The 12,981-nt window shown below is 67.8% G+C and carries 11 protein-coding genes; 7 read left to right on the forward strand and 4 right to left on the reverse strand.

The window, feature by feature from the left end; translation table 11 throughout:
* Window positions 1-28 precede the first annotated feature (28 nt).
* The gene (locus tag IE316_RS28590) at window positions 29-973 is read left to right on the forward strand and encodes a C45 family peptidase (protein WP_190207407.1); all 945 of its coding nucleotides are present in this window, start codon (window positions 29-31) and stop codon (window positions 971-973) included.
* Window positions 974-1,086: 113 nt separating this feature from the next.
* On the opposite strand, the gene IE316_RS28595 is transcribed toward IE316_RS28590, so the two are convergent.
* The 3 genes from IE316_RS28595 to IE316_RS28605 form a co-directional block, all read right to left on the reverse strand.
* Window positions 1,087-1,611, reverse strand: a complete 525-nt coding sequence (locus tag IE316_RS28595; protein WP_229910591.1) for a DoxX family protein — start codon at window positions 1,609-1,611, stop codon at window positions 1,087-1,089.
* A gap of 113 nt (window positions 1,612-1,724) precedes the next feature.
* Window positions 1,725-2,381: a lytic polysaccharide monooxygenase auxiliary activity family 9 protein gene (locus IE316_RS28600; protein WP_190207408.1), complete on the reverse strand. Its 657-nt coding sequence runs from the start codon at window positions 2,379-2,381 to the stop codon at window positions 1,725-1,727.
* Window positions 2,382-2,558: 177 nt separating this feature from the next.
* Window positions 2,559-4,892 carry a family 49 glycosyl hydrolase gene (locus IE316_RS28605; protein WP_190207409.1) on the reverse strand — a complete coding sequence of 778 codons (2,334 nt, stop codon included), beginning with the start codon at window positions 4,890-4,892 and terminating at the stop codon, window positions 2,559-2,561.
* A 613-nt stretch (window positions 4,893-5,505) separates the two neighbouring features.
* Between IE316_RS28605 and IE316_RS28610 the strand changes: the two genes are divergently transcribed.
* The 5 genes from IE316_RS28610 (at window position 5,506) to IE316_RS28630 (ending at window position 11,812) form a co-directional block, all read left to right on the forward strand.
* Complete coding sequence (locus tag IE316_RS28610) at window positions 5,506-6,690, forward strand: ROK family transcriptional regulator (protein ID WP_190207410.1); 1,185 nt, start codon at window positions 5,506-5,508, stop codon at window positions 6,688-6,690.
* A gap of 95 nt (window positions 6,691-6,785) precedes the next feature.
* Window positions 6,786-8,525: an alpha-glucosidase gene (locus tag IE316_RS28615; protein WP_229910592.1), complete on the forward strand. Its 1,740-nt coding sequence runs from the start codon at window positions 6,786-6,788 to the stop codon at window positions 8,523-8,525.
* A 43-nt stretch (window positions 8,526-8,568) separates the two neighbouring features.
* Window positions 8,569-9,885, forward strand: a complete 1,317-nt coding sequence (locus IE316_RS28620; RefSeq protein WP_190207412.1) for an extracellular solute-binding protein — start codon at window positions 8,569-8,571, stop codon at window positions 9,883-9,885.
* A 107-nt stretch (window positions 9,886-9,992) separates the two neighbouring features.
* Entirely contained in the window at window positions 9,993-10,886 is an 894-nt protein-coding gene (locus IE316_RS28625; protein ID WP_229910593.1) for a carbohydrate ABC transporter permease, read from the forward strand.
* A 2-nt stretch (window positions 10,887-10,888) separates the two neighbouring features.
* Window positions 10,889-11,812 carry a carbohydrate ABC transporter permease gene (locus IE316_RS28630; protein ID WP_190207413.1) on the forward strand — a complete coding sequence of 308 codons (924 nt, stop codon included), beginning with the start codon at window positions 10,889-10,891 and terminating at the stop codon, window positions 11,810-11,812.
* Window positions 11,813-11,936: 124 nt separating this feature from the next.
* Here IE316_RS28630 and IE316_RS28635 read toward each other — a convergent pair whose 3' ends face one another.
* On the reverse strand, window positions 11,937-12,188 hold the full coding sequence (locus tag IE316_RS28635; protein ID WP_190207414.1) for a hypothetical protein: 252 nt from the start codon (window positions 12,186-12,188) through the stop codon (window positions 11,937-11,939).
* Window positions 12,189-12,412: 224 nt separating this feature from the next.
* Here IE316_RS28635 and IE316_RS28640 point away from each other — a divergent pair, with 224 nt between their 5' ends.
* Window positions 12,413-12,781 (forward strand): hypothetical protein, encoded by a 369-nt coding sequence (locus tag IE316_RS28640; protein WP_190207415.1) that lies wholly within the window; start codon window positions 12,413-12,415, stop codon window positions 12,779-12,781.
* Window positions 12,782-12,981 lie beyond the last annotated feature (200 nt).

Genomic DNA, 12,981 nt, shown 5'->3' on the forward strand with positions numbered 1-12,981 from the left:
TCCGGTTATCGCAGGGGGAGTGGCAGCCGTGCGGCACCAGTACAAGACCTTCCAGGCGATCGAGGTCGGTGACGGCAGCGACGGGCGGTGGGCCGCCCACGCCCGGGGCCGGTGGCAGGAGATGGAGGGCCTGCTCACCGAGGAGGGCCGCACTCCACAGGGCGCGGATCGTGTTCGGGCGCTGTTCCGTGCGCACATGCCGGAACTGGTCCCCGTTCTGCACCGCCTGGCCGGCCGACTCGACCGGCCCGGGGCGGAAGCCTTCCTCACCCACGCGGCACTGCGGCCGTTCTCCCCGGCCTGCACTCAGATCGGCCAGAACGGCACCCTGCTGCGCAACTACGACTTACGGCCCGATCAATGCGAGGGGACCATCGTCTCCTCCTGCTTCCTGCGCCCCGTGATCGGGATGCAGGACATGCTGTGGGGTCTGCTGGACGGGATGAACGACGCGGGTCTCGCGGTCTCGATCACCTGGGGCGGACGTTCCGCCTACGGGCGCGGCTTCGCCGTTCTCGTCCTGGTGCGCTATCTGCTGGAGACGTGCGACACCGTCGATGAGGCGGTCGGCAGGCTGCGGTCCCTGCCGGTCGCCGTCCCTCAGAACCTCACCCTGGTCGACCCCGTGAAGGCGATGACGGTGTTCGTCGGACCGGACATGCCGCTGACGGTGGCGCCGGACGCCTGCGCCGCCAATCACCAGCACCTGCCGGTGACCGACGAGCAGGAGCGCACCCTGCGGACGCGGGAGCGGCTGCACGCCCTTCGCGCCGCGGGTGCCGACGTGGCGGCCATGCTGAAGCCGCCGCTGTACCGGCCCGTCGACGAGCAGGGGTCGGGAACGCTCTACACCGCCCACTACCGGCCCGCCGAGGGCCGCGTGACGTACTACTGGCCCGGCGAGTCCTGGCAGCAGTCCTTCGGCGACTTCACACCCGGATCCCGCACCGTGACCCTGGGCCGGGCCGGTTGAGGAGCTTTTCGGACCCCGCTCACCCCTGCACGAAGATCCTGCAAGAAGGTTGTACGAGGCCCGCAGGGCCGGGCGGGTTGGCCAGCGGCCGCGTGGTGGGCCCATGGGCGGCTTCAGCGCGTGAGCTCGTCGGACGCGACGGCCAGGCAGGCGGCCACCAGGACCAGGTTCTTGAGGACGTACTGGCCTTCGAGCGTGGGCACACCGTGGTGCCACATCTCGCCCGGCAGCAGTACGAGGGAGGTGAAGACACCGGCCATGTGAGCGAAGAACAGGGTCAGGGCGGGACGTAGTAACACGTTGGTGACCAGGGCGAGTCCAATCAAAGCTTCCGCGATGCCCAACAGCGGCACGGACACGTGCGGGGGCAGCAGACCGCCGGTGAGCTTCCCCATGGTCGCCGCCGCGATCTCCTCGGCCGGACTCCCGGCGGGGAGGAGCTTGAACACCCCGAACCAGCAGTAGACGGCACCGACACTGATGCGCAGGACCGGGACGCTGCGCGTTCGGTAGTACTCGGCCGCGCGCTGTGCGACGGCCCTACGGGCCGAGGAGGTGCGCACGGCGGGGAGGACCCGGCCGCGCAGGAGACGGCGGGGGCAGTCCGCCTGGGAGGAGGGAGTGCGGGGGGCGAGCATGGGAGCCTCCGTGCGGCAGCCGGGCCGGTGGGTGGGCGAGGGGGAGGCCCCGCGAGGGGGAAGCTCGCGGGGCCGGTGTGCCGTGGGGCTGGTTCCGCTGCGTCCGGCTGGCGTCAGGTGAAGTTGACGTCGCTGCACAGGAAGTACTTCTGGTCCATGTGGGACGCCTTCCAGACGGTCACCACGACGTGCCGTCCGCTGTAGCCCGAGGTGCTGACGTCGGTGACGTAGTGCGCCTGGTACGGGTAGCGGCCGGTCTTCTTCACCAGTTCGAGGTCGTCCCACCCGATCAGCTCGTACTCGGGGTGGAAGCCCTGCTTGGTGACGTAGACCTCCAGCCAGTCGGCGCCGTGCCGGGCCTCGTCGTAGAGGTCGACGGTGAAGTTGGACCCGATGTCGGTCATCTTCCAGGGGCCGGGGCGGTCGAGCGGCCGGTAGTTGGTCTCGCCCTGGCCGCCGGCGCTGCAGATCTGGCCGTCGGGGATGACCTGCTTGTAGTTGTCGCCGGTGTTGTTGGCGTAGACGGCCTTCCAGGCTGTGATCGCGTTGGGGTTCTCGTGGTAGGTGCGGTAGCACATGGGGTCCTGGGCCTCGTTGGGCTCGTTGTAGCCCCAGCGCTGCAGGCAGCCGTAGTTGCGGGTCTCGGGGGCGATGACCGTGCCGTGTGCGGAGGCCGTGGGCGCTTGGGCGAGCACGCCGAGCAGGCTGGTGGCCAGGACGGCGGCGCCCAGTGCGGTGCGGCCGGACGCGGTTGCGGGTAGGCGGTTCATGGTGATCTTCCTCCGTGTGTCGGGGAATCACAGGCCGAGCGCGACCGTGATTTACGTGCTCATGACAGGTTGTGAGTACGGGGTCAGGTGCTGCGCGGGCCGCTCACCACCTTGCACGGGTACTGCTCGCGGTGGGCGGAGTGGGTGAGCAGCTCGGTCGTGGCCCACCAGGACGGGTCAGGAGGTGAGGGTCCACCTTTGGCTGGCCCACGTGCCGCAGTCCCACAGGTGCAGACGGGCGCCGTCGGCGGTGCTCTGGCCTTCGATGTCGAGGCAGCGTCCGGACTTGAGGTTCTTCAGGGTGCCGTTGGACTGGAAGGCCCACTTCTGGCTGTCCCAGGTACCGCAGTCCCACAGATGGGCCTTGGTGCCGTTGGCGGTGGCGCCGCCTTCGACGTCGAGGCACTTGCCGCCAGACTTCAGTTGCTGTCCGTCGAGCGTCCAGCGCATCGAGGCCACGTCGGCGCAGGTCCACTGCTGGACGGCGGTGCCGTTGGCGGTGGCGCCGCCGGCGCGGTCGACGCACTTGGAGGTCGCGCCGTTGACGATCCTGCCGCCGGTGACCGGGTCGGGGTTGCCGCCGCCGGGGCCCCAGGCGTTCCAGTTGTCCCAGGTCTCGGCGTCGAAACCGATCCGGCCGAGCTGACCGGCTGCCCAGTTGTCGCCGGACTTCTGGATGACGGTGCCGCCGACGGTGTAGTTCTCCAGCTTCAGGCCGCTGCTGTCACGCGTCTCGTTGCCGAGGGTCACCTTCTGCCCGGCGCTGTTGGAGTACCGCTTGAGGAGGCTGACCTGGGAGGACGGATCGAGCTGGTTCCATGCGCCGATCTTGAGGTTCTTGACGTGGATGTTCTCGGTGCTGGACAGGGCGAAGACGCGGATCGCGCAGTTCGTCATGCCCTCGACGGTGATGTTGTCGAAGGTCATGTTCCTCACCCACGCGCCCGGGTCGGCCTTGGTGGTCGAGCCCATGTCCTCCCAGTGCGAGGAGGAGTTGAGGATGCAGGTGTTGTACTTGACGTCCTTCCAGTACATCCGGTTGTGGATGACATGGGTGTTGCTGACCCGGACGTTGTCGATGGTGCGCGGCGTCCAGCCCCACTGGATGACGGGACCGTTCTCGTTCTTCCAGACGACCGTGTTATCGATGCTGACATCGCTGTGGTACATCTTCAGCACGTCGTCGTTGGCGTTGAAGAACGTGTTCTTCATGGTGCTGCCCCGGTACAGCTCGATGCCGTCGGTCTGCCAGTACCAGGACCCGACCTGCTTGTAGTTGTCGACCCGCATGCTGAAGGTGTCCTCGTCGCCGTAGACGACGAACGAGTGGTAGGGCGGCTCGTTGATGGTCACGCCCTGCAGGTCCAGACGCTGCTGGCGGCCCTGCGCGGACTGGAACTGCAGCATCTTCACGCAACTGGAGTGGCAGTTGGAGGCGCCGGAGAGGTGGTCGTAGTTGTTGTTGGTGTCCGCCTCGTAGACGTACTGCTCACCCGAGAGCACGCCCTGACCGGTCACCTTGTACAGGCCCTGGCTGTCGTCGGGGAACCTTATGGCGCCCTTCACGTACGCGCCGGGGGCCAGGTACACCCACTTGACCTGCTTGGGCAGCAGCGCGTGGTACTTGGAGGTCATGTAGTAGGTGCCGGGCCGGAAGTACACGATCTCCTCGCCGATCGTGTTCAGGTTGGTGACCTGCCCCTGCGGCGGGTAGTAGACGCTGCCGGAGGCCGCCGTGGGGACCAGGCGGTCCTGCTCGGCTCCGGTCGGGGCCGGCTCCGCGAAGACCATCATGGAGTTGCGGGGTTCGGTGTGGATGGCCCGGTTGCCGCCGCCGCCCTGGGTGGTCAGCTTGCCGGCGTCGTTCGCGGGGCCGGACATGTCGTTGTAGGCCGTGTAGAGCTGCGGGTCGAACTCGACGGAGAACCGGTAACCCGCCGCGTCGTAGGGCACCTTGACGCGCACGGTGGTGCTGTCGACCAGTTCCTTGGCGAAGTTCAGGCTGCTCGGCCTGATCTTGACCTGGTCGGCGGAGGAGATCGTCTGGCCGGTGCGCAGTGAGACGTCGACCCACACATCGGTGGTGTACTGGAAGGACGACCAGCTCATGGTGAGGTTCGCGGACGAGGAGAACTCGGCGCCGTCCTCCTCGGTGTAGCCGATCTTGCCCTTGCCGCTGCGCGGGATGCTCATGTACGCGAACGAGTCGTACTTGGTCGTCGGGGCCGCGGCGGTGGCGACCTTCACGTCGTAGAACGACGACCGCCGGACCTTGTCATTGGCCACCGGGCTGGTGGTGTTGTACTCGTAGTTGTCGTGCCACCAGGTCTTCAGGGCGCTGCTGTCCGAGAGCCTCGGCTCGGCCGCCGAAGCGGCGGGCCGGGCCCCGGCGGCGGGGCGGGCCGGGGATGTCCCGGCGGCGGCCGTGCCGACGGGCACCATGACCGAGGCCAGTGCCAGCGCCAGACCGACGGCGATCGCCGCCAGTCGTCTCAGTGCTGCTGCGGGCATGCTGATGTCCTTCTCCTTGGCGATAAGGGGCCCACCGGCGTCTCCGCACCGTCCCAGGCGTCCTCGTCCGGGCGGCTCGATCAGCGCGCAGGCCGGTGCGACGGCACGCGTCAAGGGGGAAGCGCGGCCGAGGCGGCCACCGGTGGGTCCCTACAGGTGTGCCGGGGCGGAATCCGGGTGTCCCCGGCCGGAACCGGGCCACGTACAGCCCAGTGCGGTGCGGTCGCCGGATAACGTCCCGTCATTTCTTCGCCGTGTCAACGAAATGAACAAGATTCGTTGCCGATCGGCCTCCCTCCCGGCCGAACAGATGTCTCAGACCGGGACTTCTCGCCCAGGAAGCCGGAGCATGAGGCGCGATTACGGTTGCGTAACGCGCTGTTTTCTTTCTTGACGCACGAAAACTGGGGGGACAGACTCCCGTCATGTCCAGCCGGTCCGGGGCACCGGGCCGGCGCCTGGAGCGAGGCGGGAGGAGAGGACGGTGGTCTTCCTGTCCCTGGCTGGGCCGGTGTTTCGCCGTCATGGGCGACGGCACGCACCGCATCGGGTTCGATGGAAGCGGACCGGACAGACCAGCCCTTGACCGACTGCACCTTTGGAGGCACGCGTGATGAGCCCGTCCAAGATCCGTTTCTCGGAGCTGGTGGGTGAACAGACCCGGGCGGAGATCTTCGCGACCGTCCTCACCGCGGGTCCCCTCTCGCGTACCCAGCTCGCCCAGCGTCTCGGGCTCGTCCCCTCGAGCGTGACCCGGATGCTTCCCCCGCTCCTGGAGCACGACTACCTGCGCGAGTCGGACGCCGCTCCCCAGGGGCGGGGCCGGCCGCAGAAGATGCTCCACGTCAATCCGGACAAGCACATCGTGGTCGGCACGAAGATCGGTCCCGCGCAGGTCTCCGGGGTGGTCACCGACATGGCGGCCAACGTCCTGGCCCGCGCCGAGGAACCGATCGCTGACTGCACACCCGAGACCGCCCTGTCCGCCGCTGCCGCCCTGACCAGCAGGCTCCTCTCCGAGGCGCCCGAAGCGGCGGACAGGGTGCTGGGGCTCGGAGTCGGGGTCAGCGGCCATGTCGACTCCGCTTCGGGCATCTGCCGCTACTCGGCCCTGCTCGACTGGAACAAGGTCGACGTGGCCGGCCCGCTGCGCGCGGCGACCGGGCTGCCGGTCGTCGTGAACAACGACGTCAACACCCTCGTGGTCGCCGAACGCTGGTTCGGGCAGGGCCGTGACGTCGACTCCTTCGCCGTCGTCACCGTCGGCCCCGGCATCGGCTGCGGCCTCCTCCTCGACGGAGCCCTGTTCTCCGGCGCCACCGGCCTGGCCGGCGAACTCGGCCACCTGCCGCTGGACCCCGCGGGCCCCATGTGCAGTTGCGGCCGCCGCGGCTGCCTGGAAGCCCTCGCCGGGGACCGGGCGGTCCTGCGCCATTTGCGGGACGCCGGTATCCCCTGCACCACGATCGCCGAAGCCATCGACCTCGCCCGCTCGCCCGCGGGCGGGTCCGCCCAGGCGGTCGCCCGCTCCGCGTTCGCCGAAGCGGGAGCCGCCCTGGGGCGGGGACTGGCCGGCATGTGCAACCTGCTGAACCTCCAGAAGATCATCATCGCCGGAGAAGGGGCGGTCGCCCACGACCTCTTCGGCCCGGCGGCGACCCAGGCCCTGGAGGCGCACGCGTTCTCCACGGCCGCCCGCGACTGCGACATCCACGTCGACCCCGTCCGCCACGACCTGTGGGCCAGGGGCGCCGCCTGCCTCGTCATCCGTGACGCGGTGGGCGCGGCCATCTCCTGACCCACGCCGCCGGCCGGCACCACGGCCTGCCCAGCCCTTCCCCCTTCACTCGCCCCTTCACTCTCCGTAGCAGATCCCACACGATGAGGTTTGACGTGCCGGAAAACGCAGCCAGCCCCGCCGACTCCTGGTGGAGCAACGCGGTGGTCTACCAGATCTATCCGCGCTCCTTCGCCGACTCCGACGCGGACGGCATCGGCGACCTCCAGGGCATCATCGAGCGTCTGGACTACCTGTCCGAACTCGGCGTGGACGTGCTCTGGCTCTCCCCCGTCTACCCCTCGCCGCACGACGACAACGGCTACGACATCAGCGACTACCAGGACATCGACCCGCTCTTCGGCACCCTCGCCGACTTCGACCGGCTCCTGGCCTCGGTGCACGAGCGCGGCATGAAACTGGTGATGGACCTGGTCGTCAACCACACCAGCGACGAGCACGCCTGGTTCACCGCCTCCCGCGACGGCGGACCGGACGGACCGAAGCGCGACTGGTACATCTGGCGCCCGCCCCGCGAGGGCATGGAGCCCGGCACACCGGGAGCGGAACCGAATAACTGGGAGTCGTGGTTCTCGGGCCCCGCATGGACGTACGACATCGCCAGCGGCGAGTACTACCTGCACACCTTCTCCCGCAAGCAGCCCGACCTGAACTGGGACAATCCCGAAGTCCGCCAGGCCGTGTACGCGATGATGCGCTGGTGGCTCGACCGTGGCGTCGACGGCTTCCGCATGGACGTCATCAACCTGATCTCCAAGGACCCGGCCCTGCCCGACGGAATCGTCCCCGAAGGCGCCCGCTACGGTCTCGGCCACCCCTACTACGTGTGCGGACCCCGCATCCACGACTACATCGCCGAGATGCACCGCGAGGTCTTCGACCGCCACCCCCGCCGACTGCTCACCGTCGGCGAGATGCCCGGCGTCACGGTGGAGCAGGCCAGGCTGTTCACCGACCCCGCCCGACGTGAGCTGGACATGGTCTTCCAGTTCGAGCACGTCGGCCTCGACCACGGCCCCGGCGGCAAGTTCGACGTCCGGCCGCTGAGGCTGACCGACCTCAAGGCCAGCCTCGGCCGCTGGCAGACCGGCCTGGGCACCACCGGATGGAACAGCCTGTACTGGAACAACCACGACCAGCCCCGGGTGGTCTCCCGCTTCGGCGACGACAGCCCCGCCCACCGGGACCGCTCCGCCAAGCTGCTCGCCACCGTCCTGCACCTGCACCGGGGCACGCCCTTCGTCTACCAGGGCGAGGAACTGGGCATGGCCAACGCCCCGTTCACCTCCGTCGACGACCTGCGGGACATCGAGTCCCTCAACCACTACCGCGAGCAGACCGCCCAGGGGGCCGATCCCGACGCCGTCATGCGGGGGCTGCGGCACCGCAGCCGGGACAACGCCCGCACCCCCATGCAGTGGGACGCCACCGAGCACGCCGGCTTCACCGCCGGCACGCCATGGATCGCCGTCAACCCCGACCACACGCACGTGAACGCCAAGGCCCAGCTCGCCGACCCGGACTCGGTCTTCCACTACTACCGCCGCCTGATCGCCCTGCGGCACACCGAGCCCGCCCTCACCCACGGCGACTTCCACATGCTCCACCCCGACCACGAGCGGCTCTACGCCTTCACCCGCCACGACGCGGACCGGGGCACCGAACTGCTCGTCCTGGCCAACTTCAGCGGCACCGACCTCACCGTCGACCTGCCCGACGGCTGGGAGCACAGCGAAACCCTGATCGCCAACGTCGCCGCCACCACCGCGCTCACGAAGCGGCACACCCTGCAGCCGTGGGAAGCCCGCGTCCACCGCCGCCGCACCACTGGCTGACACCGCCCGCCCTTGTCGCAACGACGCACACCGAGGAACAGCCATGAACATCCCGCGCACCCGCTCCGCCCTTCGCAGAAAACCGCTCCTGCTCGCGGTCACCGCCCTGGCCCTGCTGGCACCGCTGACCGCCTGCGGCGGCTCCGGCACCGCCGAGGGCGACGGCAAGACCCTCCGCCTGTGGCATTACGAGCAGGCGGACGGGGCCCTGAGCAAGGCTTGGGACGCGGCCATCGCCGAATTCAAGAAGACCCACCCCGACGTCAAGGTCGTCTTCGAGCGCAAGACGTTCGAGCAGATCCAGCAGAACGCCGGCATGATCCTCAACTCCGACAAGGCGCCCGACGTCATGGAGTACAACAAGGGCAACGCCACCACCGGACAGCTCGCCAAGCAGGGCCTGCTCACCGACCTCACCCCCCTCGTGGAGGAACACGGCTGGGACCGGAAGATCAGCGACAGCGCCTCCGTCACCGCCCGCTACGACGACAAGGGCGAGATGGGCGGCGAGAAGTGGTACGGCATACCCAACTACGGTGAATTCGTCCTCACCTACTACAACGACGACCTGTTCAAGAAGTACGGCGTCGACAAGCCCACCGACTTCAAGAGCTTCGAGGCCGCGCTCGCGAAGTTCAAGGCCGCCGGCGTCACCCCGCTCGCCAACGCCGGCAACGACCACCCCGCCAGCCACTGGCTCTACCTGCTCGCCCTGTCCAAGGCGAACAACACCTGGGTCGACAAGTACCAGAGCTACCTGGGCAAGGTCGACTTCCACGGCCCCGAGATGACCTACGCCGTCGACAAGTACCGCGAGTGGCTCGACAAGGGCTACTTCGACAAGAAGGACGTCGGCCTCAAGGGCAGCGACATGGTCGAGCAGTTCGTCTCGCAGAAGCGGCCCATCATGGTCGGCGGCAACTGGTGGTTCGGCGGTCTGACCACCGACATCAAGAACTTCCAGTGGTCCACCGCCGCCTACCCGGGCAGCGAGAGGACCCTCGGTTCCGGCGGCAACAACTGGGTCGTCCCCACCAAGGCCAGGAACAAGGAGCTCGCCGCGGACTTCATCGACATCACCATGTCCGACAGGATCCAGAAGCTGATCGGTGAGGAGGGCAACGTCCCGCTCGCCGCCAAGCCCGAGGACATCGCCAACCCCAAGTCCCGCCAGCTCACCGAAGCCTTCGCGCAGATCCAGGACCACGACGGCCTGGCCTTCTACCCCGACTGGCCGGTCGCCGGCTACTACGACACCTGGGTCGCCGCCACGCAGAACCTCATGAACGGCGGCAAGGCCGACTCCGTCCTCGACGAACTCGCGGCCCCCTACGAGAAGTACCTCGCGACCAGGCCCTGACGTTCCCGTCCCGGCCGTCGCCGCATCGCACCGCCGGCCGGTAACCGCGTTCCGGGGACGGCTGCCCGGCCCACCGCCGCAGCCGTCCCGCCCAACCAGGAGCAACAGTGAAAACCAAACGTCACCCGCGGTCCACGGGCTATGCCGTCTTCCTCGCGCCGGGCCTGCTGCTGAGTCTGCTCTTCCTCGTCGTCCCGCTGGTGATGACCTTCTACTACAGCCTCACCAAGTGGCAGGGCATCGGCGATCCCGTCTTCACCGGCCTGGACAACTACACCCGCCTCTTCCAGGACGCCGACTTCTGGGCCTCCTTCCGCAACATCGCCTTCGTCATCATCGGCATCGCCATCGTGCCGACCCTGCTGGGCCTGTTCCTGGCCGCCCTGCTGTTCGACTACATCGGCAAGAAGCACGGCGACGGCATCGTCGGCGTCTTCCGCTCCGGCCTCTATCTGCCCCAGGTCATCCCCGTCGCCGTCACCGGCCTGATGTGGGAATGGATCCTCGCCCCGGAAGGCGCCGTCAACAGCGTCCTGGACACCATCGGCCTCGGCTCCCTTGCCGAGAACTGGCTCGGCGACCCCGGCCTCGCCCTCTGGGTCGTCCTCGGCGTCCTCGTCTGGATGCAGCTCGGCTACCCGCTGGTGCTGTTCATGTCCGGCCTGCAGCGGATCGACCCCGAACTCTACGAGGCCGCCTCACTCGACGGCGCTTCCTGGTGGCAGCGCTTCACCCGCATCACCGTGCCCATCCTGCGGCCCGAGGTCTACGTCGTCCTGGTCACCACCACCATCGCCGGCCTGAAGGTCTTCGCCCAGATCTTCGTCCTCACCGGCGGCGGCCCCGGCAACTCCACCCTCGTCCCCGCCTACTTCGCCTACCAGAACTTCTTCGAACGCGCCGACGTCGGCTACGGATCCGCGATCTCCAGCACCATCACCCTGCTCGTGCTGATCATCGCCGGAACGATGCTCACCCGCCAGGCCCGCGAGGACGGATGACCATGACCACCGACACCACCACCCCCGTCACCTCCCGCACCACGAAGACACACACCTTCGGCCCTGGCGCCCCCACGCGGCGGCGCGGGAACAAGGCTCCCCGCAGGCGCGGTGCGGGCTCCTACGCCGTCCTCGCCGCGGTCACCGTCTTCGTCCTGGCCTTCCTCGCCCCGTTCGCGATCATCCTGCTCAACTCCTTCAAGACCAGTGCCGACTACCGCGCCCACGGGTCACTGTCCTGGCCCGAACGCTGGAACTGGGACATCATCGGCGACGTCTGGCAACGCGTCGACTTCACCCAGAAGCTTGTCAACAGCATCCAGATCAGCCTCGGCGTCGTCCTCATCGCCGTCGTCCTCGCCCTCTTCAACGCCTACGCCATCGGCATCGGCCGCATCCGCTGGCGCACCGCCTTCCTCGTCTTCTTCCTCGGCGTCAACGTCCTGCCGCAGGAAGGACTGGTCTACCCCATCTACTACCTGTTCAAGGAGATGGGCCTGTACGACGGAAAGCTCGGCTACACCATCCTCGTCGGCATCACCTACAGCGCCTTCGGCACCTACCTGCTCTCCTCCGTCTTCAGCAGTTTCCCCCGCGAACTCATCGAGGCCGCCTCCCTCGACGGCGCCGGCCGCTGGACCATCCTGTGGCGCATCATCCTGCCCATGAGCTGGCCGACCCTGTCGGTGATGTGCGTGTTCTTCTTCGTCTGGAGCTGGAACGAGTTCCTCTACCCCCTCGTCCTGCTGATCTCCAACGACAACCAGACCGTCCCCCTCGGCCTGTCCGTCATGCAGGGCCAGTACACCAGCGACCCCACGGCCCTGAGCGCCGCCGCCCTCCTCGGCGTCATCCCCATGGTCGTCTTCTTCCTCGTCTTCCAACGCACACTCACCCGCGGCGTCACCGCCGGCGCCGTCAAGTGATGTCGGCGATCGAATCCGCATGGCCGTTCTCGACGCGCCGACCGGCAGCACCTCGTCGCTCTCGACCGCGCGAGTCACAAAGTGGGCGCCTGCTGTGGGACGACCAAGTCGCGCGACCAATGCATCAATCCTTCAACGCCATCGCCAGCGCAGGCACGATGAGGAGCAGTAGCCAGGGCTCGGCGAGAGCCACGGCGCCGAGTCCGGTGTAGACGGCTGCTTCGGCCACCCGGCGCTTGATCCGCTTCTGCTTCTTCGAGCCGGGATCGGCTTGGGTGGTCAGTGCGGCACGAGCCGGGGTCTCCGCTTCCTTGGCGAGGGAGGGGCGCACCTCTTCCTCGCTGGGGTTTACCGAGATCGCTACGTTGTCGGACATTTTTGTCGCCTTTCGGTGATGGGTCCTCCGTTGTGTGAGTAGTCAACCACTCACTCTTCTGATCGTCAAGGTCGTTCCTGGTGAGGCGGCAAGCAACCGGCAGCAGCCCGTGAACCTGTCGGGATACTTCGCCGTTGCGGAGGGCGGTGACCTCCCGTGGCCCTGTCGCCCGACAAGGCTTGCTGAGGTTGCCGGTCTGACCACCTCACAGGATCGGGGCAAGCATGAAGATCGCATCACGCAGGCTGCGCCAGGGCGCGGTCACTGTCTTGGCTGTGGCATGTCTGAGCGTCGGGATGGCCGCCGGTACGGCGAGTGCCAACGGTGTGCCCGGCGCGTACATGCTCTGCTCGCAGGGCACCTACAGTTCCTTCATTCAGCAGGTCGGCGAGCCCTCCTCGGACGGGTGGGAACCGTTGCGTTCCTTCACCGCCCACCCGGGTGAGTGCGTCCCCATCTACCTGGGCGGCAACCCGGTCGATGTCTACCTGCGATACGACGACGGCGGCGTCAAGAACCTCGGCCGGGCCTGGTACCAGGCGAACATCGCTACCACGGGGTACAAGTCCACGGCTTCCTGGCACTTCTTCTAGTCGCGATTCGGCTCGGTACTCCAGTCCGACTTCGCGATCTTTCTGTCGCGGTCGGTGGCTGCGCTGCCGCGTGAAATGGGGATTGTCGATGCTGCCTGTCGATTACATCGAGTTCTCGGACGAAGCGCGGGTGCTGTGCTTCATCCTGATCGGTGAATCGCCCATCCAGGCCAACTCCCGCGCCGCGTTGGAGAGCTCGC

The organism is Streptomyces fumanus (assembly GCF_014655295.1).
In the GTDB taxonomy this organism is placed as follows: domain Bacteria; phylum Actinomycetota; class Actinomycetes; order Streptomycetales; family Streptomycetaceae; genus Streptomyces; species Streptomyces fumanus.

What these genes read in the sequence shown, in the direction of transcription:
- IE316_RS28605 (WP_190207409.1), bottom strand. Translation starts at nt 4,892, where the DNA reads ATGCCCGCAGCAGCACTGAGACGACTGGCGGCGATCGCCGTCGGTCTG.
- IE316_RS28620 (WP_190207412.1), top strand. Translation starts at nt 8,569, where the DNA reads ATGAACATCCCGCGCACCCGCTCCGCCCTTCGCAGAAAACCGCTCCTG.
- IE316_RS28640 (WP_190207415.1), top strand. Translation starts at nt 12,413, where the DNA reads ATGAAGATCGCATCACGCAGGCTGCGCCAGGGCGCGGTCACTGTCTTG.
- IE316_RS28600 (WP_190207408.1), bottom strand. Translation starts at nt 2,381, where the DNA reads ATGAACCGCCTACCCGCAACCGCGTCCGGCCGCACCGCACTGGGCGCC.
- IE316_RS28595 (WP_229910591.1), bottom strand. Translation starts at nt 1,611, where the DNA reads ATGCTCGCCCCCCGCACTCCCTCCTCCCAGGCGGACTGCCCCCGCCGT.
- IE316_RS28635 (WP_190207414.1), bottom strand. Translation starts at nt 12,188, where the DNA reads ATGTCCGACAACGTAGCGATCTCGGTAAACCCCAGCGAGGAAGAGGTG.
- IE316_RS28630 (WP_190207413.1), top strand. Translation starts at nt 10,889, where the DNA reads ATGACCACCGACACCACCACCCCCGTCACCTCCCGCACCACGAAGACA.
- IE316_RS28610 (WP_190207410.1), top strand. Translation starts at nt 5,506, where the DNA reads ATGAGCCCGTCCAAGATCCGTTTCTCGGAGCTGGTGGGTGAACAGACC.